Origin of the sequence: Amycolatopsis tolypomycina, from assembly GCF_900105945.1 — a bacterium.
GTDB lineage: Bacteria > Actinomycetota > Actinomycetes > Mycobacteriales > Pseudonocardiaceae > Amycolatopsis > Amycolatopsis tolypomycina.
Map to the genome: position 1 here is coordinate 5,654,275 of NZ_FNSO01000004.1, position 25,746 is coordinate 5,680,020.

Consider the following 25,746-nt stretch of genomic DNA (forward strand, 5'->3'; position numbering starts at 1 on the left):
GGCAGGCGAGCCAGCCTCAGCCGGAGCGACGGCGGGGCTGCCAGCCTGGCCGGGGTACCGCGTCGACCAGAGCCTGCGTGTAGGGCTGTTGCGGAGAGTCGAGGACGTCGATCGTGCGCCCCTGTTCGACAATCTGCCCCTTCCGCAGCACCACGCAGGTGTCGCTGACCTGTCGCACCACGCCCAGGTCGTGCGACACGAACAGATACGTGATGCGGGTTCGCTCGCGGATGTCTGCCAGCAGGTTGAGCACCTGGGCCTGCACGCTGACGTCGAGGGCGGAGACCGCCTCGTCGAGGATCAGCAGTGTCGGCTCGAGCGCGAGGGCACGGGCGATCGCGACGCGCTGGCACTGGCCGCCCGAGAGCGATCGTGGGTGGTGCGCGGTGTGCCGCTCGTCCAGGCCGACCGAGTCCAGCAGCTCCGCCACCCGGTCCGCGCGGTCGGCTTTGCGCCGCATCCCGTGGACTCGCAGCAGCTCGTGCAACCCGGCCCCGATCGCCTGACGGGGGTCCAGCGAGCCGTAGGGATCTTGGAAGACCATCTGCACGCCGCACCCGGATCCTGCGCTGGCCAGCTCCACCGAGCCCTCGGTGGCGGTTTCGAGCCCCGCCACGATCCGGGCCGCAGTGGTCTTGCCCGAGCCGGATTCGCCCACGACCGCAAGGCATGAGCCGCGTTCGACGGAGAAGCTGACGTCGCGCAGCGCTTCGTGCGCACCGCCGGCTCGGCTGTGAAACGTCTTGCCCAGTCCGGTGACGTCGAGGACGAGGTCCCGGTGAGTGACGGCCGTCATGACGCACGCTCCGGCAAGCGGTCCACGATGTCCTCGGCGTGGTGGCACGCGACCGACCGTCCCTGGACCGTGCGCTGCTGAGGCCGTTGCGTCCGGCACTCGTCGGTGGCGAAGGAGCACCGCGGCGCGAAGGGACACCCCTCCCCCACCTCGTAGGCGGCGACCGGTCGCCCGGGGATCGCGGTCAACCGGCGGACTTCGGTGGTCGAGGGACGAGAGGCCAGCAGGCCCGCGGTGTAGGGGTGCAGCGGGCGCTCGCAGACCTCGGCGGAGGTCCCGGTCTCCACAATGGACCCCGCGTACATGACCGCGACCCGGTCGGTGACCGCGGCCGCGAGGTCCAGGTCGTGGGTCACGAACAGCATCGCCAGCTGCCGGTCGCGGATCTGCTCGAGCAGGATCGCCAGGACGTCGGACTGGACCGTCACGTCCAGGGCGGTCGTGGGCTCGTCGGCGAAGATCAGGCGTGGTGACGGGAGCAGCGCGGCGACGATCATCACCCGCTGCAGCAGTCCGCCGGAGAGCTGGTGCGGGAACTGCGCCATCCGCCGCGGGGCATCATCGATGCCGACGTCACGCATGAGGGTGCACGCCCGTTCGATCGCCTCGTCCTCGGACAGCTGCCCCGCGCACACGACGCCTTCGGTCACGAACTGGGCAATGGTGCGGGTGGGGTTGATGTGCGCACGAGGATCCTGGTGGATCAGGGCCACGTCGCGCGCCCGGTACCGCGCGAGGTCGCGACGGTTGAGTTCCAGGACGTTGCTCGCGTCGAATCGGATGTGTCCCTCGGCGGTCATGCCCGGCGGCAGGAGGCGCATCGCGGCTTTGATCGACATCGACTTGCCCGAGCCGGACTCACCGACCAAGGCGACGGACTCGGCGGTGTCGACGTCCAGCGAGACGTCGCGCACCAGTGTGCGCTCGGTTCCACGCGCGCGTACGCGCAGGTTCCGGAGCGTCAGGAGTGGAGCGGGGGTCATGGCCGGCCTCCGGATCGGGACGAGAGCTGGGCGCCCAGGACGTTGAAGGCGACGACCGTGACGACGATCAACGAGCCGGCGACGAGACTTTGCTGAACGGCGCCATCGAGCAGTTCGGAGCGCCCGTCGGAGACCATGACGCCCCATTCGGCCGCCGGGGGCTGGATGCCCAGGCCGATGAACGAGATGGCCGCGAAGTCGGCGAGCGCCGAGCCCAGTCCGTAGGTGCTCTGGGCCACGACCATCGGCAGCACGTTGGGCACGAGGTGCCGCAGCGAGATCCGCCACGAGGACAGGCCGGCCAGCTGCAGGCTCTCGACGTATCCCCGCCGGCGCTCCCGGACGGCGACGCTGCGCACGACCCGCGCCATGTAGGGCGTGTAGACGACTCCGAGCGCCAGCACCGGCGCCCAGAACCCGGCGCCGAACACCGCCGAGGCCAGAACGGCGACCAGGATGCCGGGAACCGAGAACAGGACGTTGAGGAACCGGTTGACCGTGCGGTCGACCCAGCCGCCGTGCCAAGCGGCGAAGAGGGCGAGAGTCGTGCCGAGGGTCGAGCTGATCAGCACGATGACCGCGGGCCCGGCGAAGCTGAGCCGGGCGCCGGCCAAGGCACGCGAGAGGATGTCGCGGCCCAGCGAATCGGTGCCCAGCAGATGCCCGCCACTCGAGCCCTGGCCGGCCGCCAGCACGTCGGTCGCGGCCGGGTCGTAGGGCGCGATCCACGGGCCGATGATCGCCAGCAGGGTCAGGACACCGGCGAGCACGGCCGAGACCACCAGGGCCGGCCGGCCCAGTGACGCGTATCGCCGCCGGACGGTGGTTCCGGCGAACCGCCAGGTGATCGCCATCAGGACTTGGCCCTCTCCCGCGGATCCAGGAGCACCTGGACCAGGTCGATGATCGTGGTGACCCCGACGAACACCGCCACGATGAGCAAGCTGACCGCGGCGACGACCGGGTAGTCCTTGCTGGACACGCTGCGCACCAGCAAGGCGCCGATGCCGTCGATTCCGAATGTCTGCTCGACGACGACGGTGCCGGCCACCAGGCCGCCGACCGCGAGCCCCGACGCGGTCAGCACCGGCAGCGCGGCGTTGCGCAACGTGTGGCGGCGCAGGACGACACCGGCCGGCACGCCCCGCCCGTAGGCCGTCGTCACGTACTCCTTTTCGGCCTCCTCCGAGACGGCGGCGGAGGTCAGCTGGGCCACGTAGGCGCCATAGCCGATCGCCAGCGCGACGGCGGGCAGGGTCAGGTGCCACACCTGATCCGGGACGCCTGTGCCGCCGCCATAGGTCGGGAACCACCCGAGCTGGACGGCGAAGATGCCGATGAGCGCGTTGGCGGCCACGAAGCCGGGCACCGCGACGCCGAGGCCGACCAGCACCGACACGACCGGCCGCCCGCGGCGGCTGACCCCGCCGGCCACGCCGAGCCCGATGCCGATCACGATCACCAACACCGCGGCCATGACCACGAGCAGGACCGTCGTGGACAGGCGCGGTCCGAGCAGGCCGGTGACGTCCTGGCGCGCGGTCAGCGACGTACCGAAGTCGCCGTGCAGGACTCCGGTGAGCCAGTGCCAGTACCGCTCGAGCAGCGGGTCGCCGAGCCCGAGGCGCGCCCGCAGGTCCGCGCGGGCCGCGTCCGTGGCCTTCGCACCCAGGATCTGCGCGACGGGGTCGCCGGGGGCCGCGGCCAGACCGGCGTAGATCACGAACGACGCGGCAAGGATCGTCACGATGGCGCCGGCCACCATTCCGGCGATCCGCCGCGTCAGGTCATTGCGCAGCACCGACATAAGCCATCTGCGGCATCGACCAGTACGCGAACGAGGTGACCGCTCCGGTCAGCTTGTTGCTGAGGAACGTCGCCGTGTTCGTCGAGACGAGGGAGATCATGGCCGACTTCGGCTCGTAGAGCGCCTGGGCCTGGACGATCAGCTCGGCGCGCTGCTTGGGGTCGAACGACGCACGGGCGTCGCCGAGCAGTTTCGTCACCGCGGGATCGTCGAAATCGGTGTAGTTGTAGGGCTGGCCCGGCAGCAGGTCGAACCCGAGTGGCTCGAGCGGGTTCTGCTGCGAGTTGAAGTTCGAGGTGTAGAGGAGGTCGACGCCGGCACGTTTGGTCGCGTCGTAGCTGGCCTGGGCGAACACCAGGGGCTGCATGGTCTGAATCTTGATCTTGACCCCGATCGCGCTCGCCTGCTGCTGGAACAGCTGCGCGACGCGGGAGGACGCCTCGTCGCCGCCCTGGATCGCCAGCACCAGTTCACTGCCGTCGTAGGACGACTCCTTCACCAGCTGCTTCGCGGCGTTCACGTCGTAGGAGCGCGCCTTGACCCACTGGTCGTACGCTGGCTGGTAGACGGCGCGCTCGGCGGTGGGCCACGTCATCGGGGTCAGCTCGGTGTAGTTGGCCTGTCCGGCACCGTTGAAGACGACCTTGGCGATGCCGTCCCGGTCGACGGCTCGCTGCAGGGCATCACGCAGCTTCTGGTTCCGGAGCGGGCCGTCCGGACGGGCCACGAGCAGCTCCGTGCTCTGGGTCGAGGGACCGAACACCACCCGGCCGGTCTTGGCCGCCGTCAGTTTCGGCAACGTCGAGACGGGCAGCTCGTAGGCGCCGTCGATCTCGCCGGCCCCGAGGGCTTGGGCCAGTGCGGTGTCGTCGGAGACGAACGTGAAGTCGACTGTCTTCGCCTTTGGCTTCAGCTCGGTGTTCCAGTATTGATCGTTGCGCTCGATGGTGATTCCGCTGCCGGCCCGCCACGAGCCGAACTTGTACGGGCCTGTGCACATGAGGCCGCCGGTGGACGTCCCGACCTGGTCGCCGGTCTTCTCCGCCCACGCCTTTTCGAGGACGACCCCCGCCACGGTCGCCAGGTAGCCGATGAACGCCGAGTCAGGCTGCTTGAAGCTCACCGTGACTTCCTTGGCGCCGGTGACCGCGATGTCCCGGACGGAGGTGAAGCCGAAGCTGACGACCGAGTCCTGCGCCGCGGAGCGCTGCAGGCTGTAGGCGACGTCGCCGGCGGTGAGCGGCGTGCCGTCCCAGAACTTCACCCCATCGCGGATCGTGAGCTTCAGTTCCGTGGGCGAGACCTGCTGGTAGGTCGCCAAGTTCGGGCTGATGGCGAACTTGGCGTCCATTTTGAGCAGACCCTCGCACATGTTGCGCACGATCTGGCCGGAGCCGTAGTTGACCGCGTTGCGCGGGTCCAGGGTGTCGGGTTCGCCGGTGACGTTCCAGGTGATCTTGTCGACGTCTGCCTTGGCGGACGGCAGGGAATCGACGAGTTGCGACGCGTTGATCGGCTGGGAGCCCGCGGCGCCTCCGCCGCTGCAGGCCACCAGTGTGCTGCTCGCGATGAGTGCCGCGGCAGCGGCGGTGACTCCGCGCGCTGTCCGGGGGGCGATTTTCATGGGTTCTCCTTCAACCGGGGCGAGTACTCAGAGTTCGGGGTGCCGGGTGTGCCAGCTGGTCGCGCGCTCGTACCGCGCGGCCACCGACACCACGTCGGCGTCGGCCCAGAGGCGTCCGATGAACTGCAGGCCGATCGGCAGGCCTTCGGAAGTGAACCCGCCGGGTACGGACAAGGCGGGCAGTCCGGCATGGCTGGGGGGCTCGGTCATCTGGTGGATCAGCACGCCAAGGGGCAGCGTCTCCTGCCCGTCGACCAAGCGCGTCGGTCCGCGATCACCGCCGTGCGGGAAGGCGGCGACTGGCGTCGTCGGGGTCACCATGACATCGGCGTCGCCCATGGCGGCGAGGAAAGCGTGGTAGATATCGGTCTTGCCCCGGCGTAATGCCGTGTGGACCTGCTGCCCGGTCAGCGTCTCCGCCCGCTGGGCCAGTTCGAGGACCATGGGCCACACCTCCAGCCCCTTTTCTTGCATCTCCTGGGCGATTTCGAGGTACTCGTAGCCGTTGTAGTGGTCGAAGAACGTCATGGTGTCCGGCAACTCGATGCCGACCTCCTCGACGATCGCGCCCGCGGAACGCAGGTCCTCGATCGCCTCGGCGAAGAGTTTCCGGACGTCCGGATCCAGCACACGCTGCCCCAGGTCGGTGCAGGCGGCGACCCGCACACCGGTCAGGTCGCCGGGGGCGCGTGCCGTCTCGGCGTAACTGCGCGTGTCACGCGGAATCGAGAACCGGTCGGCAGGGTGGTGGCCGGCCGTCGCGTCGAGGACCAGGGCGGCGTCGAGCACAGTCCGCGCGATCGGACCGTCGGTCGTGTCACCGTCGGTGTTGCCGGCCGTCGGTACCCGGCCGATCGAGGGCTTGATCCCCACCGCGCCGCACAACGATGACGGCACCCGGATGGATCCGCCGCCGTCCGATCCCCAGGCGATCGGGCCGACACCCGCCACCACCGCCGCGGCGGCGCCCCCGCTCGAACCGCCCGCGTTGTACCCCGGTTTCCACGGTGTACTGGTCGAACCAGTCAATTTGCTCTCGGTGACACCGAGCAGGCCGAACTCGGGCGTCGTGGTCTTGCCGAGCAGGATCACGCCCTGCTCCTTGAGCCGGGCCCACCCGATCGCGTCCGTGTCCGGCACGAACTCCGCGAAAGCCGTGCAGCCGTAGGTGGTTCGCACTCCCGCGGTCTCCGCGAGGTCCTTCACGGTCATCGGAATCCCGTACAGCGGCGGCAACTGCTCGCCGGTCTGCAAGCGCCGCTCGGCTTCCTTCGCCGCCGCGCGGGCCTGATCGCCGGTGGGCGTGACCATGATGTTCAGCGTCGGGTCGACCCGCTCCATCCGGTCCAGGACCGCGTCCACCACCTCGACCGGCGACACCGCGCGGCTGCGATAGAGCTCGGCGAGCTCCGCGGCGGTCTTCCAGTGCAGCTCATCCGGCATGCCGGCTCCTCTGGTCGGGAACGCCAGCAGTATGTGTCACGCTGGTTGTGTAACGCAAGACATACAAAAAATTTCCCGTGAAAACTTGGCCGACATCGACCGGGATTGACCTCTTCCCAAGGGGATTATGTGTGACGTACGTTGTGTAACGTCATCGATATCTCGGTGTTGATGTCCGCCTCGCGGCCGGACGACCCCGGGCCGGCGAGAGCAGAGGAACCCCCGCATGACGGCTTCACTGGCGGATTCGATCTTGCAGCCGTTGTGGCTGGACACGCCCGACCGGCCCGCACCGCGGCCTGCGCTCGACGACGACATCGCCGCCGATCTCCTGGTGGTCGGTGGCGGCTTCACCGGTCTGTGGACTGCCCTGCGCGCGGCGGAACGGAACCCGGGTGTGCGTGTCGTGCTCGTCGAGCGTGATCGACTCGCCGAGCACGCCACCGGCCGCAACGGCGGGATCTGCGAGGCCAGCATCACCCACGGCGAACACAACGGCCGCGCTCGCTGGCCCGGGGAATACGACCACTTGCACCGCCTCGGCCTGGAAAACCTGGACGCCATCGAAGAAACCATCGACCGGTACGGAATCGAGTGTGGCTTCCAGCGCGGCGGGAGCCTGACCGTCGCGACGCGTCCACACGAAGTGGCCGCGCTTCGCCCTGGTCGGGAAGGCTTTCTCGACGCGATGGCCGTTCGCGAGATCATCGACTCGCCGACCTATCTGGCCGGACGATATGCCCCGCGGGACTCTGCGGTGCTCGACCCCGCCCGGCTGGCCTGGGGACTGGCCGCGGCCGCCGAGGCACAGGGCGTGCGCATCTTCGAGCACACCGGCCTGACGTCGCTGACCAAAAAGGACGGTCACGTCCTCGCGTCGACGACCGGGGGCGCCGTGCGGGCGGACAGGGTCGCGCTCGCGACCAACGTCTTCCCCGGGCCGCTGCGTCGTACCCGCTGGCCGGTGGTGCCCGTCTACGACTACGTGCTCGCGACCGAACCCCTGACCGACGCGCACCTCGACACGATCAAGTGGGATCCGGCGATCAGTGCCACCGACTGCGGCAACCAGTTCCACTACTACCGCATCACGCCCGACCGGCGGATCCTGTGGGGCGGCTACGACGCGATCTACCACTTCGGACGGTCCATCCGCGACGAGTCGGAGGACCGCCGGGCGACCTTCGAGAAGCTCGCCCGGCACTTCGCCGAGACCTTCCCCCAGCTCGAAGGCATCCGTTTCACCCACCGCTGGGCCGGGGTCATCGACACCTCGACCCGCTTCGCCGCGTTCTTCGGCCGCGCCCACGGCGGCCGGACCGCCTACGCCGCCGGCTTTACGGGCCTCGGTGTGGGAGCCTCGCGGTTCGCCGCCGACGTCATGCTCGACCAGCTGGCCGGCCTCGACACCGAGCGCACGCGGCTGCGCATGGTGCGGGACAAGCCGCTGCCGTTCCCGCCGGAGCCGATCGCCTGGCTCGGCATCCAGTTCACCCGCTGGTCGCTGGACCGCGCGGACCGCACCGGCCGGCGCAACCTGTGGCTGCGGTTGCTCGACCGCCTCGGTCTGGGGTTCGACTCATGACCGGCGCGCTCGCGGCCGCCCGGCTGATCAGCGCCGACCTCCACACCGCCGGACTCGAACCGGACGGCGCGTCCGCCACACTGGCGACCGCGTCGATCAGGCTCACGCACCTCGGGCGCACTGAGGTCGGGCTGTGGGAGGCCGGGCCGGGCACCGACGTCGACATCGAGGCCGACGAGGTATTCCTGGTCCTGGCCGGAGCGGGCACCGTCGAGTTCACGGACTCCAGCGTGCTCGACCTGCGGCCGGGGACGCTGGTCCGGCTCCATGCCGGTGACCGCACGACGTGGCGGGTCACTGATCGGCTTCGCAAGCTCTACTTGATCTGACCGGAGGACGGAACGTGCCCGACAAGGTTTTCTGCAACGTCATCGACGGCGAGGTCGTCGACGCCGCCGACGGCCGGACCTACGACGTCGTCGACCCCGCGACCGGCGACGTCTACGCCCAGGCCGCGCTGTCCGGTCAGGCCGACCTCGACCGGGCCTACGCAGCCGCTGGCCGGGCGTTCGAGCAGTGGGCTCGGACCACACCGCAGGAGCGGTCACTGGCCCTGCTGCGGATCGCCGACGCCCTGGAGTCACGAGCGAAAGAGTTCGTGGACGCCGAATGCCTCGACACCGGCAAACCGCGACACGTCACGCTGTCGGAGGAGATGCCCCCCACCGTCGACCACCTCCGCTTCTTCGGCGGCGCCGCCCGCGTGCTCGAAGGAAAGTCCGCCGGGGAGTACCTGCCCGGCCACACCTCGTATGTGCGACGCGAACCGATCGGCGTCGTGGGTCAGGTGACGCCGTGGAACTACCCCCTGCCGATGATGGTGTGGAAGATCGCGCCCGCGCTCGCCGCCGGCAACACCGTCGTCCTCAAGCCCAGCGACACCACGCCGGCCACCTCCACCATGCTGGCCGAGCTGTGCCAGGAGTTCCTGCCACCGGGAGTCCTCAACGTCGTCTGCGGCGACCGCGACACCGGCCGCACGCTCGTTGCCCATCCGCGGCCGGAAATGGTGGCGATCACCGGCTCCGTGCGGGCCGGCATGGAGGTAGCCGGCTCGGCCGCCTCCGACGTCAAACGCGTGCACCTGGAGCTGGGCGGCAAAGCCCCGGTGCTGGTTTTCGACGACACCGACATCGAGAAGGCCGCCGCCGGGATCGCCGGGGCGGGATTCTTCAACGCAGGACAGGACTGCACCGCGGCCACCCGAGTGCTGGTGAGCGAGCGGATCCACGACGAATTCCTGGCAGCGCTGGCCGGACAGGCGCGCGCGACCGTGCCCGGCGGGCCGGACAATGACAACGCCACCTACGGCGCGTTGAACAACGCGGCTCACCTCGCGCGCGTCGCGCGGATGGTCGACGAGCGACCCGGCCACGCCCGGCTCGTCACCGGCGGACACACCGTCGGCGAGCGAGGTTACTTCTACGCGCCGACCGTGCTGGCCGACCTGCGCCAGAGCGACGTCCTGGTGCAGGACGAGGTGTTCGGTCCGGTCATCACCGTCCAGCGCTTCACCGACGAGTCCCACGCGCTGCACCTGGCCAACGACTGCCGCTACGGCCTCGCCTCCAGCGTGTGGACCCGCGACCACAGCCGGGCGATGCGCGTGTCCAAGGCACTCGACTTCGGTGTGGTGTGGATCAACACCCACATCCCGTACCTGTCGGAGATGCCGCACGGCGGGTTCAAGCACTCCGGCTACGGCAAGGACCTGTCGGTGTACGGACTCGAGGACTACACCCGCGTCAAGCACGTGATGTCCTGGATCGGGGAGTGACCGGCATGCACGACGTGATCATCGTTGGGGCTGGCGTGACCGGGCTGACGGCCGCGTGGCGCCTGGCCGAGGCCGGCCGCGACGTGGTGGTGCTGGAAGCCCGGGACCGGGTCGGCGGCCGGCTGCTGACCGAGCGGCACCGCCAGGGCGACGAGGCGGACTTCGAGATGGGCGGGCAGTGGGTCGCCCCCGACCAGACGGCCTTGCTGGCGCTGCTCGACGAACTCGGCCTGCCGACGTTTCCCCGCTACCGGGCAGGCCGGTCGCTCTACGTCGACCGGGCCGGGATGGCGCACCGCTTCGACCACGAGCTGCCCGTTCCGGCCGCGACGGCGGCCGCGATCGAGACGCTCACCACGAAACTCGACGCGCTCACCGCCGAGGTCGACCCTCAGCGTCCCTGGGAACACCCGGACGCCGAGCGGCTCGACCGGACCTCGTTCCGTGCCTGGCTCGAGCAGCAGAGCCACGACCAGGAAGCTCGCGACAACATCGCGCTCTACCTCGGACCCGCGATGCTGACCAAGCCGGCCCACGCGTTCTCGTTGCTGCAGGCTCTGCAGATGTCGGCGAGCGCGGGCTCGTTCAGCAACCTGGTCGATGCCGACTTCATCCTCGACCGTCGCGTGACCGGCGGGCTACAGTCGGTCCCGCTGGCGCTGGCCGCGCGGCTCGGCACCCGGGTGCGGCTGGGAATCGACGTCACGAGCATCGAGTGGGATGAGCACGGCGCCACCGTGCACAGTCCTGATACGGCGATCCGGGCCCGCCGTGCCGTGCTGGCCGTGCCGCCGCCGTTGATGCGCCGGATCCGCTTCTCCCCCGCGTTGCCGGCCGAGCGCCGGATGGCCCAGGACCACCAGTCGTTCGGGTTGGTCATCAAGGTCCAGGCCGCCTACGAGACCCCGTTCTGGCGCGAGCAAGGTCTCAGCGGCACCGGATTCGGGCCCTACCAAACCGTGCACGAGGTCTACGACAACACTCCCGAGAACGATTCCCGCGGATTCCTGGTCGGCTTCGTCTCCGACGTCAACGCCGACGACGTCGGACGGCTCGACGTCGCCGCACGGCGTGAGCGGATCCTCGACTCGCTCGCGGCCTACTTCGGCGACCCCGCGCGCGACCCGCTTCTCTACGTGGAATCCGACTGGCAGCACCAAGAGCTGACCGGCGGCGCCTACGGCAGCACCTTCGACCTGGGCGGACTGACCCGCTACGGCGCGGCGCTTCGGCGTCCAGCCGGGGTCCTCGAGTTCGGCAGCAGCGACGTGGCCGGACACGGATTCCTGCACGTCGATGGCGCCGTCCGAGTAGGCGAAGACATCGCCGCGCGCCTGCTGAAATGACCGATGGGCAATCACCAATTCGAGCCGCTTCCCCCATCGCGAGGGCTGCCGCGCCTGGCCGGGCACAACGACGAAGTCTCGATCCAGCCCAAGGTCTACCTTGAACGGCTGGAACCTGAGATCGATGTCGAAGCGGCGCACGAACAAATGCCGCCGATGAGCACGGTGTGAACCCCTGGCGGACGAAGACGCCAATCATCCGGCATCACGCTCGCGCCTGCGTCGCCACCTCGGCCTGAGCCGATCGCCCTTGCGCGTCAGCTCGGATCATCGCCACAAGCAGCCTGGAGCGGGCGGCGCCGATACGGAGCTTCCGCCGAAGCGTGTCCGCGGAGATCGGCCGGTGACACGCATCCCAGTGACGCGCGTCCTCCTCCCTCGCCCGCCCAAGCAGATCGTCATCAACCAACCTGGAAGCTGGCCGATTGCCCGGCTTGCATACCGACGTACCATCGGGTGTCGCGTCGTCCCCAGATGATTCCGGCACCGTCTGACCGAACGCGGCTGGTTCGTCGGCGCGCGGAGCCTGCACCGGCCCCACGTCTTCCGGCGATGCTTCGGCCACACGACTCGCGGTACTCAGCGCCCTCAGCAGATCCGGGCCAACCTCAGCCCATCCGATCAGCAACAACGGACCCACGGCGTCAAACGCAGCCCGGCCATACTCACCGGCTACGACCGGGTCGGCCACGTTGAAAGCCAGGGTCACCACGCTCGCGAACAACAGCAGTCGGCGAGCCGGCCGCAGTTGCGCTGCTGTCACCCCCGCCAGGGCCAAGTGCCGACTGCCGATCAGAAGCCCGAGGATCGAGAGATCGACTGCAGGTGCGACAAGTGGAGCAACCCAGACGGGCACGCCGAGGCGAACCGCGAGATTGAGAACGTTTCCGAAACCGAACAGGAAAGTCAGGCCGACAACGACACCCATGATCACTGTGACAGCTCGAACGACACGAGCCCCATCCGAACCTGATCGACCTGACAAATCAGCTGCGGGCTGGATCATCGAGCATCACCTGCCTCGACGCGCGGACGCCCATGGGTGTCTCGGGTGGGGATGCCACGTTCGCGCAGCTTGTTCAGCACGGTGACGTGATCGACCCCCAGATGCCGACCGACTCGCGCCAGGGACCAGCCGAGCTCGTAGAGATGGATGGCATCGTCGACCTGCTCGGGCGAGAGGCCACGGCGGCGCATCGGCACGCCGTACCGACGGAGGATGTTGCTGACCGTCCGTCGTTCGATTCGGAACCGGTCAGCCAGTTCATATACCGTCGCGCCAGATCGATACCCGGCGATCAACTGCTCGACTTGATCAGTGCCGAGCCGCCGGACACGCCGGGGTCGGTCCCGCTCGACCGACGTCAGCTCGGACGTATCGAGGCTGGGGAGCTTCTCGCGGAGCTCTTCCAAGGCCCTGACCTGGTCTTTTGTGTTCGAGTAAGGTCCCCTAACCTCCACACCGTAAGGAACCCCTTCGTTTCAGCCTTCCGGGCTGGTCGGAGGGGTTTTCTGCGTTCCGGGTTCGATCATCGGTGATCGGCTTGCGGCGTGATCTTGTGCTCCTGGCGGGGCAGAACTGGAGCACTGCCCCAGCCCCGTTCCGGCGTCGGCGTGGCATTCCAGCTGCTCCCGGCCCCGGCCGGCGAGTGACCCCTACCGTGGCGAAGAGGGGGACAACCGCCGCCATCCGCCCGCTGTCGACCACACTCGGTGACGGCGTCGGCGGTAGCGGGGCCGCCGCGTGCCAGCGCCGTTCGAGGTCCTCCAGTAGCCGCTGCTCGACCTCCGGCGCAACGTGGGAGTAGGTCTCGATGACCCGGTTGTCCAAGTGGTGCCCGAGCCGGCGGGCCTGGGCGATCTCCGGCGCGCCGCCGGAGATCAGCCACGTCTTGTGGCTGTGCCGCAACCCGTGGAATGTCAACCCCGGCCGCACCGCCGCGCAGCCCGCCTTGGTCCCGGACGCCTCGCTGCCGTCGACCGCCGGGCGAAAGACGCGCCGCAGGAACGTCGAGCGCCACAACCACGTCCCGCTCGGCGTCTTGAACACAAACTCATACCGGTGCCGCGCAAGGTGCTCCCGCAGCAGCGCGACCAGGAACGGCGGCAGCGCGATCCTCCGCGCCGAAGCTCGGGTCTTCGGCGGCCCGAGCCACCGCATCGACCCCGACTCGTGCAACGCCCCCACCAGCGGATCGATCACGATCACACCCCGCCGGAGATCGACATTGTCCCGGTGCAAGCCGGCCAGCTCACCCCACCGGCAACCGGTCCACGCCGCGGTGATCACCAGCAGCCACGCGATCGGCCCACCGAGCACACCGGCCTGCTCGGCGATCCGCACCACCTGCTCCGGCGTCGCCCACACCCGCTCCGGCACCGCCCGTCGCGACCGCCGGCCGCGACGCCTCCGCCGGTGTACCGGGTTGAACGGGATCAGCCGCTCGTCGGCCGCATCAGTCAGAAGCATCGACAGCAGGTTCAGTTGCGAGCTCACCGTCGACGGGGCGAATCCTGCCCGCTCCAGCTCCCGAGCCCACTCGGCCACCCCCAGCGCCGTAATCGCACCCACCGGCATACCCCCGAACTTCGGGAGGATGTGACACCGCAACCGGCTGCGGTAGCTCTCGATCGTCCGCGGATCCAGATCCAGCGACCGGAACCACCGCGCCACCCACTCCTCCACCGTGACCGCGCTGTCGGCCGGATCGATCCACACTCGCCGACGCCGATCCACCTCCAACCCAGCAGCGTAGGCCGCAGCGTCACGCCGCGAGCCGAAACCGGACACCGAGCGAACACCGCACCCCTGCCGCCGATACCTCACCCGCCACGACCTGCTGCCACACTGCTCCACCCACGCCACAACGACCTCCCGCACCAAGCTGCGAACAACGAAGCGTCGTTCCGCAACAGGTGTAGTTCCCCAGCGCAGACAACTCCAACGGCCACTCCTCACGAGGATGCAGGCGCCGACCGCCATCCAGGAAGCACCAGCCGGACCCGGTCCTGCTGCCCAGTTTTAGGCAGCTGATGACGGACGCTTCTGCGCATTCCGCTTAGGCATCGCCGGACACGCTTGGGTAACACGGTGCCCACGAACGCCGACTGCCAGGTATCGGGCGAAGGCGGCTACCGGATCGGACCACCGTGACCAGCCGGTCCTTGCGAGCCAGGCTCACGCTCGTCTACACCGCCGGCATCTACCTGGCGGGGGTCGTCGTCCTCGCCGTCGTCACGCTGCCCTTCATCGGCATCCAGTCGACCGCACCCGGCCCCGCCTCCACGCCCACGGCGCCGGCCGCGATCACCGGAACCGGCCAGGGAATCGGCCCCACACCAGCTCCTCACCGGATCCGCCGTCGCGCTCGCCGTACTCGCCCCCGTCGCCTTCGCCGGCGGCTGGTTCGTCGCCGGCCGGTTCCTCCGGCCACTGCGGGCCATCACCACCGCCGCCAGGGCCATCTCCGCCGGCAACCTCGACCAGCGCCTCGACCTCGGCGAGCCCGTCGACGAGCTGACCGAACTGGGCCACATCCTCGACGACCTCTTCGCCCGGCTGGAAGCCTCCTTCACCGCCCAACGGCACTTCGTCGCCAACGCCTCCCACGAGCTGCGAACACCCCTAGCAGGCCTACGGACCCTGCTGGAAGTCGCGCTCGGCGACCCCGATGCCGACACCGGCACCCTCCGTACGGCCTGTCAGGAAGCTCTGGCCCTCGGCGGGCTCCAGGAACGGCTTGTCACTTCGCTGCTCGCCTTGGCCACCAGCGAACGCGGGGTCACTCACCGGCAACCGGTCGACCTCGCTCACGTCGCCACCGGAATCCTGCGCTCCCGCCGCGACCAGGCCGCCGAGAAAGGCATCGACATCGCCGAACACCTCACCCCCGCAGTGACAACCGGCGACCCGAGACTGATCGAAAGCCTCATCGCCAACCTCGTCGACAACGCCATCCGCCACAACCACCCGGCGGGCCGGGTGGTTGTCACAACCGAAGTTTCGCGGCTGGGCGCGGCTATCACGGTCACCAACAGCGGCCCCGACATACGCGAAGACCAGCTCCATCGGCTGTTCCAGCCCTTCCAGCGGCTCTCAGCCGACCGCAACGACCACCACAGCGGCCACGGTCTCGGCCTCGCCATCGTCAACGCCGTGGCCGAAGCCCACCACGCCACCCTCACCACGATCGCACGCCCCCAGGGCGGCTTGACCGTCACCGTCCACTTCGTACCGTTACCTGAGCGTGCCTCGCCGCAGGATGCGCCCGGGGTCATGCGTTGACCGCACGTTGGTTCGGAAGGGAGGGTCCCAAGATCACCGGATAGACCCGCAAATCGCGGCGCGGGCCCTCCCCAAGGTCTAGCGGGCAGGTGCGCCCGCCACGCGGAGTGGTGCGCTCACCTCGTGCAAGTGCTGCAGGACGTAGTGGTAGGTCTTCAGCAGCCCGCACTGGGCGTAGTCGATTCCGTGCTCGGCGCAGAACGCGCGCACCAGAGGCTGCGCGCGGCGCAGGTTGGCCCGCGGCATGCTCGGGAACAGGTGGTGCTCGATCTGGTGGTTCAGCCCCCCGAGCGTGAAGTCCACCCATCGGCGGCCTTGGACGTTGCGGCTGCTCAGCACCTGCTTGCGCAGGAAGTCGAGCTCGGTCTTGTCCGTGTAGGTGGGCATGCCCTTGTGCCCCGGCGCGAACGAACAGCCCATGTACACGCCCCACAGTCCTTGGTGCACGGCGATGAACGCCAAGGCGACCGGCGGGGACAACACCACGAACACCGCCCCCAGGTACACCACGACGTGCGCGGACAGCAGCACCGCTTCGAGCCACCGGGTCTTGACCTCCCCGCGCCACACCGCCTGGATGCCCGCCCAGTGCAGGCTCAGGCCTTCCAGCAGCAGCAACGGGAAGAACAACGCCGCCTGGTGCTTCGACGTCCAGCGCACGAACCCACTCTTGTGCTCCGTCTGCCCGCGGGTGAAGGCCAGCAAGGGGATGTCGATGTCGGGATCGTCGCCCTCGTGGTTGGGGTTGGCGTGGTGGCGGGTGTGCTTGCCCATCCACCAGCCGTAGCTCATGCCGACGATCCCGCCGAACGCGTAACCGGCGCGGTCGTTGGCCCGCCCGGTGCGGAAGACCTGGTTGTGCCCGGCGTCGTGACCGAGGAACGCGACCTGCGCGAACATCACCGCGAAGAACACCGCCGTGACCAGCTGCCACCACGAATCGCCCAGCAGCACGAACGCCGCACAGCCGCCGGCGAAGGCCAGCAGGGTCAGGCTGATCTTCACCGCGTAGTAGCCGTAGCGCCGGTCAAGCAGGCCTTCATGCCGCACGAGGCGGCCGAGAGCGCCGAAGTCGTTGCGTGACGCCGCCCGGAGGCCGGCGCCCTCGCTCACCGAAGATACGTCCATGGGAGTCCTTCCCCGAGTCCTGCGGGCGCCGGGGACTGGGGCGGCCACTCGATACCCGATCCGGATTCCCGGCCGCGCCGCTGATCAAACCAGGCCGACCGGCGTCTCAAGCGCTCGGGACGGACTTCCGGCCCCACTCGGTGATGGTGGCCAGCCCGGCGTTGAGCAGGCGCACGACCTGGGACCGGGACCAGCCCGTCTCCGCGGCGACCTCGGCGATCGGCCGGTGCCGGACCGCCACCGACCAGACGGTGAAGCGCTGGCGAGGGGGCAGGAGCACCAGTTCGTCCCGCGCCACAGCGTCGGCCAGGGCGTCGTCGAACACCGCCGGGTCACACCGACGGCTGCGGGCCCGCACGGCGGTCGCCACGGCGACCCGGCCACGCCGCGCCGCGGCCAGGCGGTGACCGGGGGAATCCGGCGCGCCGGCGGACGAGACCACCAGTTCGGGGACCAGGCGGGTGCACAGCCGAGCGGCGGCACCGGGCGACCGGCCGGTGCGGCGCGCGAGGAAGTACACCATCTCCAGGATGCGATCCACGTCGCCGACCTCGGCGCCGCGGACCCACGGAGGTTCGACGGGGTGGCGGTCCTCCGCCCCGGTCACCGGCCCCGCCCGGCTGGGACGCAGCAGGCGATACCCGCGGCCTCCAGTGCCTTCCTCAGGTCCTCGTCGGCGTTCAGGACCCGGATACCACCCCGGTCCCGGCCGTCCCGGGTGAAGGCGGCCCGCACGCTGCCGACGACGTCCACGGCCGGGAGCGTGCAGGCCGACACGTCGACCAGGACGACGCCGCGGCAGAGTTCGGACGCCTGCCGCAGTTTTTCGGTCAGCGCCTCGGCCGCACCGGCCCGCGCCCCGCCGGTGGCGGTGACCAGGATCGTCGCATCCGCGACGACCGTCCGCACGACCATCGGGGCGGCGTCGGCCACCGCGTCGTCCAGGCGGCGGTGCACGGTCAGGAGCCGGTCCACCCCGGTGAGGTGGATCGGCCGCCACGAGGCCCGTGAGCCGGCGACCACGGCGAAGCGAGTCCGATCACCCGTCAGCTGATGCGCCGCGAGGAGGACCGACAGGCCGGCGCAGGCGAGGAACGTGGTCGGAGTGAGGTCCACGACGAGCGTCGGTGGCCGCTGAGCGATGGCGCCGGCCAGCGATTCACTCAGGTCGGGGGTGGTGGACAGGTCGATTTCGCCGGCCGCGGTGAGCACGAGGACGTCTCCCCGGCGCATCGACGCGAGCCGCAGCAGCGGCCGGGAAACAGAGGTACTCGAGTGTGGTCTGAGGCCATGGCCAGATTCGGAGTGGTTCACGATCAGCTCCTACGCTGACCTCCGCGGCGCGGAACACGGCCAGCTGTCGATCGGCGATCGTCGCGAGCGCGTGGTCTCGGCCCTCCCGGCGCGGTACCCACAGGGTAAGCCCTCACCGGCGGCTCGGCAGGCCAGCCGGCGTCGGCGGCCCGGCGGTCACGCGCATGCCGTTCGCCTGGTACCCGGCGGAAGGGCCGAAAGCTGCCCGATCGGTGACCAGCGGCCCTTTCTCCGGCGGAGCCGGACCGGCGAGGCTCGGCAGTCCGACCGAAGGACGGAGCCGGGCCGTGGACGCGCGACTTTTGCTGCCGGAGGGTGACGCACTCACCTTCGGCGTAGAGGAGGAATTCGTCCTCGCGGACCCCGTGACCGGCGCGGTGGCGCTCGCGGCGCCCCGCATCCTGGAACTGCTCGACGGTGAATCCGCGGTGATGCCGGAGTTCCTGCGCTTCCAGATCGAAACCGCCACCGGCATCCACACCGGCCTCGACGAGCTCCGGACGGAGCTGCTCGGTTTGCGCGGCCTCGTGGCGGGCGCGGCCGCCGACGCCGGGTGCCTGCTGCTGGCGTCCGGCACACCGCCGTGCGGCGACCTACCGGGCCTGCCCGCTGTCACCGCCGAACCGCGGTACCGCGCGCTGGCCGGCCGATTCCCCGCGCTTCTCCCGGAAGCGGGCACGTGCGCCTGCCACGTGCACGTCGGTATCTCCTCCCCGGCGCTCGGCGTCCGGGTCCTGGCCGGGCTGCGTCCTTGGCTTGCCCCGCTCCTCGCGATCAGCGCGAACTCACCTTTCGCCCACGACGTGGACTCCGGGTGGGCCAGCGGGCGGTACCCGCTGTGGTCGCTCTGGCCGACCGCGAAGCCCCCGCGGGACTGGCCGGACGCGGCCGCCTACGCCGCGAGCGTCGACGACGTGGTTCGCCGTGGTGATGCGTTGGACGACCAAGGCGTCTACTTCTACGCCCGGCTCTCCCCGAACCACCCGACGGTCGAGGTCCGCATCGCGGACGTCGGGCTGACCGCCGAGGACGCCGTGCTGCAGGCGGGACTGGTCCGCGCCCTGGCCGTCACGATCCTCGCGGAGGCCCGGGCGGGCGTCGCACCGCGGCCCGTCCGGGCTCCGCTGGTGGCCGCGTCGCTCACCGCCGCGGCGCGTGCGGGTTACCCCGGCCTCGGCATCGACCCCTTCACCGGCGAATTCCTCTCGCAGGAGGTACTCACCGACCGGCTCCTGGAGTACGTCCGGCCGGCCCTGCGAGCCACCGGGGACCTTGCGGCAATCGACCGTCAGCTCGCCGTGGTGCGGGCGGGCCGAACCGGCGCAGCGCGCCAACGCGCGCTGTTCGCGGGAGCCGGCTCGCCGGCCGCGTTCGTGGCGGAGCTGGCAACGGTGACCCTCGCCGGGGCAGCCTGGCCCGGCTCGCCGCCGGTGCCCCGCCCCGCCGCCGTCCACGACGGCCGATCGGCGCCGGCGACCGGAGCGCGAACCGGAAACACCGCTTCTCCCGGGTGACCCATCCGGGGGATTCCCGGCCGGTGAACAGTGGACAACGCCTAGGCTGACCGGACCGCCCCGGACCCCGGCGTGCCCGCGGTTCCACGTAGCCCGTGGAACCACTCCCACGGCCGAGGAGCAGACGATGACCTCCGGGCAGCCGGACCCCAGCGCGACGGCGGGCCCCGGCTTGCCCTTCCCGCCTCGGCGGCAGATCGCGTTCAGCGTCGGCAACTGGCGCGTCACCTACGCCGGGACGGATCCACACTCGCCGCGGACCGGCACCCTGGTCGGGCCGCCCGAGTTGGGCCCAGGGGGAGGCCGTGTCCCGGTCATCGCCGACGGCGGGGACACGGCCGCGGTGCGCTGGCTGGACGTCCAGGACGTCATCGCCGTGACCGCACCGCCGGCCGGGGAACCACCGGCTTCGCGATGCCCTCCGACAGGTGAGAGCCGGCATCCGTGACACGGAACCGGCGCCCACCGCGGCCGGTTCCTCCTCAAGCCGGGCCGAGGATGCCGCTGGCGGTCAGGATCAGCACGGCGGAGCCGCTCGCGTCCGGCGCGGTGGCCGCTGCCAGCGCTCGCTCCGCCGCGGGGGCAGCGGCGTCGGGTGGCACCACCAGCAGGGTCAGCCGGCGGATGCGCGGTCCGATGACGACGATCGTATGCCGGTCCAGGCCGAAGAACCCCGCCAGCTCCACGAAACCGGATTCGAGCGCGAGCTTCCCGGGGGGCAGATCCCACATCGCCGGGTTGAAGCCGATCCGGTCCACCGGGCCCGAATCCACGGCGAGCGCGGTGACCAGGGCGCTGAATTCCGCCACCGGTTCTCGGGAGCGCGGCCACCAGGCGCCGTCGAAGCAGCCCTTGACCGCACCCGGCGTTTTCAGCCGCAGCCGCCGGTCGAGGGCCGGTGAGCCGACCACGGGACCCGCGGCGTCGTCCGGCGCAAAAGTCATGCCCGGCGCTCCTTCCGCGACGACGGCCGGACGAACCGGCCCGCGGGTTCCCCGAAGGCGTTCATGACGAGCCCTTCACTTCGCGACCCGCATCGCCGTGGTCACCGCGGCGTCCGATGCACCAGTGCACACGCATCCGCGGTGGAACCCGCCCGCCTGCGTCGCCGTGCAGAACCGGCGCGCGATCACATCGTGCGATTCCGGGGAATGGGGGCACACCGCGCAGGCGGCCGCGGCCGGATCGCCGATTTCCGCGGCGGCGGCGCCGGTTTCGAGATCGAGGGACGACATGCCGGATCTCCTTCTGCCGGTGCTGATCATCCGGGCGCGGGACCGATGAGCAACCGGGACTCGCTCGAACTTCCGGCTTCGGGCCGGCTCCAGGGGACACGCCGAGGTCCGGGGCGATACCGCCACCTTACGCCCGTGCCGGCCTGACCACCCGGCCGGAGAACCACTCGCCCGGGCGAACCACTCCCGGCGCTTTCCCGCCTAGGCTGGATGACCGCGCCCCGGACCCCGGCGATCGATGACGTGCACTCTGAATGCACCGTGAGCGAAGGCGGCGCCGGTGGACGACGAACAGACCGATTGGCCACCGGCCGGGCCCGCGTACCGGGACTGGCCCACTCGCCACGGCGGTGGCTACCCACCCGGCTGGCTCGTCCGCTACCGCAGCCGCGTGCGCCGGATCGGGCCGCCGTGCGCGGCCCCGGTGTGGCGTGAGCATTTCGGGACCATCGCCGGGCACAGCCTGCGCGACGAACACACCAGCACGACCTGGGTGCCCGTCCGCCCGCAGGGGGCCGCCGCCGATGCACCGGCCGGCCTGGTGCGAGCCACCGACATCCTCGACGCCCACCCACCGCGCTCCGGCGCTTGAGGCCGGAACCGGACCGTCGCCGGCGAGGAGCGAAGCCCCGTGGCGTGGCCGATCGAAGGAGACGGATGACGGCAACGGCAACGGTTTCCCGGGTTGCGCGGCCGGGCCGGTGACCCGGTTGCGAAGGTCCCCGGAGCGCGGCGCACCGAGCCCGCTGAGGACGGTCACGAGCCGGCGTGCCCGTCCTGGTGCCGGATGGAGTCCCCGCCCTTGCGGTGATCCGTCCGGCCGTACATGCTCTCGAGCACGCTCTCGAGTTTGTGCACCGCACCCCGGCACGCCTCGCCGACCGAACCCGCGTGATGGCTGACGGCCACCGTCCGCCGCCCGGCCGGCCGGGCTTCGAGCACGCAGCACCGGTCCTGCCCGTCGTCGGCGGTTTCTTCGCTGAAGTGGGCGTCCAGCCGCGTGATGTGGTCGCTGAACCGCGACAGCCTGGTGGCGAGCTCCACCTCGAAGTGCCGGATCAGCGCCTCGTCGCCGTGCACGGCCTGGTCCGTGCCGATCTGGATCAGCATGCGTGGTTGTCCCCTTCGACGGCCGGCCCGGATGAGCGCGAAGTGGCGTTCCGGTAGCCACCACCTTGCTCGTCCGGGCCACGACTGCCCAGGGTCACACGTCATCTGCCGGGGGGCCGAAGGAACCTTTCGCCGCGCACGAGGTGTGGATGACCAAGGTTTCGCGGAGCCGGACGAGCCGCCGGCTCCTGACTGTCCTCAACAGACCTCAGGCGCGGCGTGCACGTCATCGGTCGCCGGGTCCGGGGCCCGGTCGTCCGGATCGGCAGGATGAGCGGTTCCCGCAGGCGAGTCGCTCTCCGGCCGGGTGGTCAGGCTGCGCACGCCCGAGCTGAAGACGGCGAGCAGCGGGACGGCCAGCAGGGCGCCGACGATCCCGGCGGTGACGAGCCCGACGGCGAGGGCGAGAACGACGGCCAAGGGGTGCAGCCGGACGGCCCGCCCGAGCAGCAGTGGTTGCAGGACATGGCTTTCCACCTGCATCACACCGACGACGACGGCGAGCACGATGACGGCCGTCCAGACGCCGTTGGCCACCAGGGCCACGAGGACGGCGATCCCGCCGGCGAGCACCGAGCCGATGACGGGGATGAACGCGCCGAGGAAGACGAGCGTGCTCAGCGGAGCCGCCAAGGGGACCCCGAGGATCACCAGGCCGAGGCCGATGCCGGCGGCGTCGACGAACGCGACGGCGGCTGTCCCGCGGACGTAGTGGGCCAGGGTGGTGAACCCGCTGCGCCCGGCGATGTCGACGCGCTCGCGCAGCCGGGTGGGTACGCCCCGGATGAGGAACGCCCAGATCGGGTTTCCCTGGGCGAGGAAGAAAATCAGGCAGAACACCGTGAGCAGGGCTTCGGCGAGCAGTTCCCCGACGGTGACCGCGGTGGTGAGGGCGCCCGAGGCGATCACGGACTTGTTCCGGCCGAGCATGGCGGTCAGATTGCCGAGCGCTTGGTCGAGCTGGCCCTGGCTGAGGTGCAGGGGGCCGGCGCGCAGCCAGGTGTGCAGGTCGGTCAGGCTCACGGTGACCTGGTCGATCAGCGCGGGCATGCCCACGGTGACGGTGATGACGACGAACGTCACGACCCCGCCGGCCAGCGCGATGCCCACGATCAGCACGATCGCGGTGGCCAGTGCGCGCGGGACCTTCCTGGCCGCGAGCCAGGTGACGGCGGGCGAGAACAGCCCGGCGAGCAGCAGCGCCACCGCGACCGGGACGACCACCGAGGCCAGCCGGGTGGCCACGAAGCCGAGGACGGTCAGGGCCGCCGCCACGACCAGCAGGCGCCACGAGACCGCGGCCGCGACGCGGAGCCCGTACGGCACCGGAGAGGCCCCGGGGCCGCTCTGCGGATCAGCGCGTGGTGCTGAGGGGGAATTCATGAAGAACCTGCTCCTGGCGATGACCGGGCACGAGACCGGTCGGGGTGAGAGCGGGGTCTGGGCGCTGTTTCCCGAGCATACCGCCGGCTGGATGCCCCCGCGGGCCGGTGAAGAACCACGGGAGCCGGACCGCGGTCAGCCGTTCGGGGCGTCGCCGAGGTAGGGCCGCAGCCGCTCGGCCAGCACCCGGCGGGACACGTCGGCGGCCGGTCCGGCCGACGCCTGGCCGGGGGGACGGCCGGCGGCGGTGTCGGCGACGAACCGGGCCACCGCGTCCGGGGCGGGGACGAGGTCGTCGCCGTGGTGCGCGAGGACGACCGCGGCCGCGCCGGGGTCGGTCTCCACCGCGAGGGACCACCCCCGGCGTTCGTTCCAGACCAGCATGACGTCGTGGCCGGGCCGGCCGGGCCACCGCCGCGGCAGCCCGAGGTAGGCCGTGGCGGTGTCGCTGATCTCCACCGTGGTGCCTTCGGCCGGGACACCGACCGCGGCCGCCACCGCCCGCACGTACTCGCCGAGGGCGCGCTCGAGCGTTCGGGCGTCGGGTTCGGGGTGTTCCATGACCGCCACGCTAGAGGGCCGCCGACCGGCGTGCCGGATGGGCCCGGGCCGGTCGGCATTCGAAGGGCCAACCGTACGGGAACCATTCCGGCGGGTCGTTCGTTGTGACTATTGGTTGCTCTCGCTCACGTAGCGGGCCTCAGCGGTGAGGACGTCCCGGCAACCTCCACCATCTCCCGGTTTCAGGCCGCCGTCAGCGGGCTACCCGGAACTTGATCGCCCCAGACCCTGGCGAACAGGTACGTCAAGGAAAGAGCGATCGACATGACACAAACGCTGCAACGGCCACCCAACACCGCGGAGCCGATGCTCGCGGGCGAAAAGTCCCGCACCGAAACCTTTCTGGTCAAGCTGTTCGCGGTCGTGCCGCTGCTGGCGCTGGCCGCCGCGGTGCCGTTCGCGTGGGGCTGGGGCCTCGGCTGGACCGACGTCGCCCTGGCCATCGGGTTTTACTTCCTGACCGGCCTGGGAGTCACCATCGGCTTCCACCGCTACTTCACCCACGGCGCCTTCAAGGCGAACCGCGGCCTGCGGATCGCCCTCGCCGCCACCGGCAGCATGGCCATGCAGGGCCCGGTGATCGGCTGGGTCGCCGACCACCGCCGCCACCACGCCTTCGCCGACCGCGAGGGTGATCCGCATTCCCCGTGGCGTTACGGCACTTCGGCCGCCGCGCTCGCGAAGGGTTTCTGGCACGCTCACATGGGCTGGCTGTTCGACCGGGAGAAGACCAACGCGCAGCGGTTCGCCCCCGACCTGCTCGCCGACGGCGACATCGCCCGGATCGACCGCTGGTTCCCCGCGCTCACCGTCGTCACCCTGCTGGCCCCGGCCGTGATCGGCGGGCTGGTGACGATGTCCTGGTGGGGCGCGCTGACCGCGTTCTTCTGGGCGAGCCTCGTCCGGGTGGCCGTGCTGCACCACGTCACCTGGTCGGTGAACTCCCTGTGCCACCTGATCGGCGACCGGCCCTACGCCGCCCGCGACAAGTCCGCGAACTTCTGGCCGCTGGCCATCGCCTCCATGGGCGAGTCGTGGCACAACTCCCACCACGCCGACCCCACCGGCGCCCGCCACGGCGTCCGCCGCGGCCAGCTCGACATGTCCGCGCGCCTGATCTGGCTCTTCGAAAAGGTCGGCTGGGCCACCGACGTCCGCTGGCCCAAGCCGGAACGCCTGGCTCGCAAGCTCAACCCCGGCTACACCGCGGCGCCCCGCGGGTTCGGCAAGGCGGAACGCGGCCTGCTCACCGAGACCCCGGACCGGAGCCGGTCGTGACCACCGTTGGTGACGAGGTCCGCCTGCAGCTGAAACCGGCCGCCGGCGGCGGGTACGTCGACGGCGCGTGGTGGCCGCGGTCCCGCGACGCCCGCGTCGAGTTCCCCGACGTCCTCGCGGCGGTGCGCGACCAGGTGGGCGAGGTCGAGCGGATCAGCTACCCGCTGGGCGACGGCTGGGAGATCGCCCACCGCAAGCTCGTGGTGGACGGCCGTGTCGTCCGGCTGGAAGGGTTCCACTCGATGCAGGCGCACACCGTCGCGCTCATCGGCACGCAGCGGCGCCTGATCCTGCTGGTGGTGGCGCCGGATACCGCACGCGACGCCGCCACCGCCACCCTGCGGACGGCTGCTGACCCGGACACCACGGCCAGTGCGGAGGACATCCTCGCCGGGGCGGGGCATGCCGGCAGCGATCCCGCGCCGTCCTTGACCACGTGAAGCCATCAGGGCACCCGGCCGGGTACGCTCGGTGCACGCAGCCGCGGCAGCGGTGCTGATCCGGGCCCGGTGTCCGTGTTGGTGTGGCGATCACGAACACCGACCCGGAAGGAACCGGATGCCGGAACGCGGAGCTC

At 70.6% G+C, this 25,746-nt stretch carries 29 protein-coding genes and 1 pseudogene; 12 read left to right on the top strand and 18 right to left on the bottom strand.

The features are described 5' to 3' along the window. Window positions 1-16: 16 nt before the first annotated feature. From BLW76_RS35460 to BLW76_RS35485, 6 genes are read right to left on the bottom strand one after another with little or no spacing between them, the layout of a single operon-like run. On the bottom strand, window positions 17-796 hold the full coding sequence (locus tag BLW76_RS35460) for an ABC transporter ATP-binding protein (RefSeq protein ID WP_091315832.1): 780 nt from the start codon (window positions 794-796) through the stop codon (window positions 17-19). Further along, a complete protein-coding gene (locus BLW76_RS35465) occupies window positions 793-1,779 on the bottom strand; it encodes an ABC transporter ATP-binding protein (protein WP_091315835.1) in 987 nt (328 codons plus the stop codon). The genes BLW76_RS35460 and BLW76_RS35465 overlap by 4 nt, the downstream gene beginning before the upstream one ends. Continuing rightward, window positions 1,776-2,633 (bottom strand): ABC transporter permease, encoded by an 858-nt coding sequence (locus BLW76_RS35470; RefSeq protein ID WP_091315837.1) that lies wholly within the window; start codon window positions 2,631-2,633, stop codon window positions 1,776-1,778. The genes BLW76_RS35465 and BLW76_RS35470 overlap by 4 nt, the downstream gene beginning before the upstream one ends. Further along, on the bottom strand, window positions 2,633-3,580 hold the full coding sequence (locus tag BLW76_RS35475) for an ABC transporter permease (protein WP_208613459.1): 948 nt from the start codon (window positions 3,578-3,580) through the stop codon (window positions 2,633-2,635). Before BLW76_RS35475 ends, BLW76_RS35470 begins: the two co-directional genes overlap by 1 nt. Beyond that, window positions 3,567-5,210, bottom strand: a complete 1,644-nt coding sequence (locus BLW76_RS35480; protein WP_091315839.1) for an ABC transporter substrate-binding protein — start codon at window positions 5,208-5,210, stop codon at window positions 3,567-3,569. The genes BLW76_RS35475 and BLW76_RS35480 overlap by 14 nt, the downstream gene beginning before the upstream one ends. Window positions 5,211-5,237: 27 nt before the next feature. Further along, entirely contained in the window at window positions 5,238-6,653 is a 1,416-nt protein-coding gene (locus BLW76_RS35485) for an amidase (RefSeq protein ID WP_091315842.1), read from the bottom strand. Window positions 6,654-6,879: 226 nt separating this feature from the next. Between BLW76_RS35485 and BLW76_RS35490 the strand changes: the two genes are divergently transcribed. From BLW76_RS35490 to BLW76_RS48975, 5 genes are read left to right on the top strand one after another with little or no spacing between them, the layout of a single operon-like run. Further along, on the top strand, window positions 6,880-8,238 hold the full coding sequence (locus tag BLW76_RS35490) for an NAD(P)/FAD-dependent oxidoreductase (protein ID WP_091315844.1): 1,359 nt from the start codon (window positions 6,880-6,882) through the stop codon (window positions 8,236-8,238). Next, the gene (locus tag BLW76_RS35495; RefSeq protein ID WP_091315847.1) at window positions 8,235-8,567 is read left to right on the top strand and encodes a cupin domain-containing protein; all 333 of its coding nucleotides are present in this window, start codon (window positions 8,235-8,237) and stop codon (window positions 8,565-8,567) included. Before BLW76_RS35490 ends, BLW76_RS35495 begins: the two co-directional genes overlap by 4 nt. Before the next feature lie 14 nt (window positions 8,568-8,581). Then, the gene (locus BLW76_RS35500) at window positions 8,582-10,015 is read left to right on the top strand and encodes a gamma-aminobutyraldehyde dehydrogenase (protein ID WP_091315850.1); all 1,434 of its coding nucleotides are present in this window, start codon (window positions 8,582-8,584) and stop codon (window positions 10,013-10,015) included. 5 nt (window positions 10,016-10,020) lie between these two features. Continuing rightward, complete coding sequence (locus tag BLW76_RS35505; protein ID WP_091320284.1) at window positions 10,021-11,361, top strand: flavin monoamine oxidase family protein; 1,341 nt, start codon at window positions 10,021-10,023, stop codon at window positions 11,359-11,361. Window positions 11,362-11,364: 3 nt separating this feature from the next. Then, window positions 11,365-11,532, top strand: coding sequence for a hypothetical protein (locus BLW76_RS48975; RefSeq protein ID WP_167384851.1), 168 nt, complete (start codon window positions 11,365-11,367; stop codon window positions 11,530-11,532). A 34-nt stretch (window positions 11,533-11,566) separates the two neighbouring features. On the opposite strand, the gene BLW76_RS35510 is transcribed toward BLW76_RS48975, so the two are convergent. From BLW76_RS35510 to BLW76_RS50110, 4 genes are all read right to left on the bottom strand, one after another. Then, a complete protein-coding gene (locus BLW76_RS35510) occupies window positions 11,567-12,295 on the bottom strand; it encodes a hypothetical protein (RefSeq protein ID WP_091315852.1) in 729 nt (242 codons plus the stop codon). A 68-nt stretch (window positions 12,296-12,363) separates the two neighbouring features. Then, the gene (locus tag BLW76_RS35515) at window positions 12,364-12,774 is read right to left on the bottom strand and encodes a helix-turn-helix domain containing protein (RefSeq protein ID WP_167384852.1); all 411 of its coding nucleotides are present in this window, start codon (window positions 12,772-12,774) and stop codon (window positions 12,364-12,366) included. A 37-nt stretch (window positions 12,775-12,811) separates the two neighbouring features. Continuing rightward, on the bottom strand, window positions 12,812-14,098 hold the full coding sequence (locus BLW76_RS35520) for a tyrosine-type recombinase/integrase (protein WP_244170711.1): 1,287 nt from the start codon (window positions 14,096-14,098) through the stop codon (window positions 12,812-12,814). 570 nt (window positions 14,099-14,668) lie between these two features. Continuing rightward, entirely contained in the window at window positions 14,669-14,944 is a 276-nt protein-coding gene (locus BLW76_RS50110; protein WP_244170466.1) for a hypothetical protein, read from the bottom strand. Here BLW76_RS50110 and BLW76_RS50840 point away from each other — a divergent pair. Together BLW76_RS50840 and BLW76_RS50115 are read left to right on the top strand one after the other, a co-directional pair. Continuing rightward, a pseudogene (locus BLW76_RS50840) lies at window positions 14,825-15,079 on the top strand (histidine kinase dimerization/phospho-acceptor domain-containing protein); the annotation flags it as partial. The gene BLW76_RS50110 and the pseudogene BLW76_RS50840 overlap by 120 nt on opposite strands. A 42-nt stretch (window positions 15,080-15,121) precedes the next feature. Beyond that, window positions 15,122-15,646 carry a sensor histidine kinase gene (locus BLW76_RS50115; RefSeq protein ID WP_244170467.1) on the top strand — a complete coding sequence of 175 codons (525 nt, stop codon included), beginning with the start codon at window positions 15,122-15,124 and terminating at the stop codon, window positions 15,644-15,646. Between the two features lie 78 nt (window positions 15,647-15,724). Here the strand turns inward: BLW76_RS50115 and BLW76_RS35530 are convergent, their stop codons facing one another. The 3 genes from BLW76_RS35530 to BLW76_RS35540 all read right to left on the bottom strand — a co-directional run bounded on the left by BLW76_RS35530 (window position 15,725) and on the right by BLW76_RS35540 (window position 18,007). Continuing rightward, window positions 15,725-16,774 (bottom strand): fatty acid desaturase family protein, encoded by a 1,050-nt coding sequence (locus BLW76_RS35530; protein ID WP_091315860.1) that lies wholly within the window; start codon window positions 16,772-16,774, stop codon window positions 15,725-15,727. 106 nt (window positions 16,775-16,880) lie between these two features. Beyond that, window positions 16,881-17,315: a hypothetical protein gene (locus BLW76_RS35535; protein ID WP_143060751.1), complete on the bottom strand. Its 435-nt coding sequence runs from the start codon at window positions 17,313-17,315 to the stop codon at window positions 16,881-16,883. Window positions 17,316-17,377: 62 nt separating this feature from the next. Beyond that, complete coding sequence (locus BLW76_RS35540) at window positions 17,378-18,007, bottom strand: STAS domain-containing protein (RefSeq protein WP_091315864.1); 630 nt, start codon at window positions 18,005-18,007, stop codon at window positions 17,378-17,380. A gap of 368 nt (window positions 18,008-18,375) precedes the next feature. Between BLW76_RS35540 and BLW76_RS35545 the strand changes: the two genes are divergently transcribed. Together BLW76_RS35545 and BLW76_RS35550 are read left to right on the top strand one after the other, a co-directional pair. Beyond that, complete coding sequence (locus tag BLW76_RS35545; RefSeq protein WP_091315867.1) at window positions 18,376-19,602, top strand: carboxylate-amine ligase; 1,227 nt, start codon at window positions 18,376-18,378, stop codon at window positions 19,600-19,602. Window positions 19,603-19,729: 127 nt separating this feature from the next. Further along, entirely contained in the window at window positions 19,730-20,050 is a 321-nt protein-coding gene (locus BLW76_RS35550; protein ID WP_091315869.1) for a hypothetical protein, read from the top strand. Between the two features lie 34 nt (window positions 20,051-20,084). Here BLW76_RS35550 and BLW76_RS35555 read toward each other — a convergent pair whose 3' ends face one another. Continuing rightward, window positions 20,085-20,546 (bottom strand): DUF5994 family protein, encoded by a 462-nt coding sequence (locus BLW76_RS35555; protein WP_091315871.1) that lies wholly within the window; start codon window positions 20,544-20,546, stop codon window positions 20,085-20,087. Window positions 20,547-20,621: 75 nt separating this feature from the next. Continuing rightward, the gene (locus tag BLW76_RS35560; RefSeq protein WP_091315874.1) at window positions 20,622-20,837 is read right to left on the bottom strand and encodes an RGCVC family protein; all 216 of its coding nucleotides are present in this window, start codon (window positions 20,835-20,837) and stop codon (window positions 20,622-20,624) included. Between the two features lie 280 nt (window positions 20,838-21,117). Here BLW76_RS35560 and BLW76_RS35565 point away from each other — a divergent pair, with 280 nt between their 5' ends. Beyond that, the gene (locus BLW76_RS35565; RefSeq protein WP_091315877.1) at window positions 21,118-21,429 is read left to right on the top strand and encodes a hypothetical protein; all 312 of its coding nucleotides are present in this window, start codon (window positions 21,118-21,120) and stop codon (window positions 21,427-21,429) included. Window positions 21,430-21,593: 164 nt separating this feature from the next. On the opposite strand, the gene BLW76_RS35570 is transcribed toward BLW76_RS35565, so the two are convergent. The 3 genes from BLW76_RS35570 to BLW76_RS35580 form a co-directional block, all read right to left on the bottom strand. Further along, the gene (locus BLW76_RS35570; RefSeq protein ID WP_091315882.1) at window positions 21,594-21,947 is read right to left on the bottom strand and encodes a ribosomal subunit interface protein; all 354 of its coding nucleotides are present in this window, start codon (window positions 21,945-21,947) and stop codon (window positions 21,594-21,596) included. A 198-nt stretch (window positions 21,948-22,145) separates the two neighbouring features. Beyond that, window positions 22,146-23,330, bottom strand: a complete 1,185-nt coding sequence (locus tag BLW76_RS35575; protein ID WP_091315885.1) for an AI-2E family transporter — start codon at window positions 23,328-23,330, stop codon at window positions 22,146-22,148. A gap of 135 nt (window positions 23,331-23,465) precedes the next feature. After that, window positions 23,466-23,891 (bottom strand): DUF6292 family protein, encoded by a 426-nt coding sequence (locus tag BLW76_RS35580; protein ID WP_091315888.1) that lies wholly within the window; start codon window positions 23,889-23,891, stop codon window positions 23,466-23,468. A gap of 264 nt (window positions 23,892-24,155) precedes the next feature. On the opposite strand from BLW76_RS35580, the gene BLW76_RS35585 reads away from it, so the two are divergent. Further along, window positions 24,156-25,169 carry an acyl-CoA desaturase gene (locus BLW76_RS35585; RefSeq protein ID WP_091315889.1) on the top strand — a complete coding sequence of 338 codons (1,014 nt, stop codon included), beginning with the start codon at window positions 24,156-24,158 and terminating at the stop codon, window positions 25,167-25,169. Beyond that, a complete protein-coding gene (locus tag BLW76_RS35590; RefSeq protein WP_091315891.1) occupies window positions 25,166-25,609 on the top strand; it encodes a DUF5994 family protein in 444 nt (147 codons plus the stop codon). Before BLW76_RS35585 ends, BLW76_RS35590 begins: the two co-directional genes overlap by 4 nt. Window positions 25,610-25,746 lie beyond the last annotated feature (137 nt).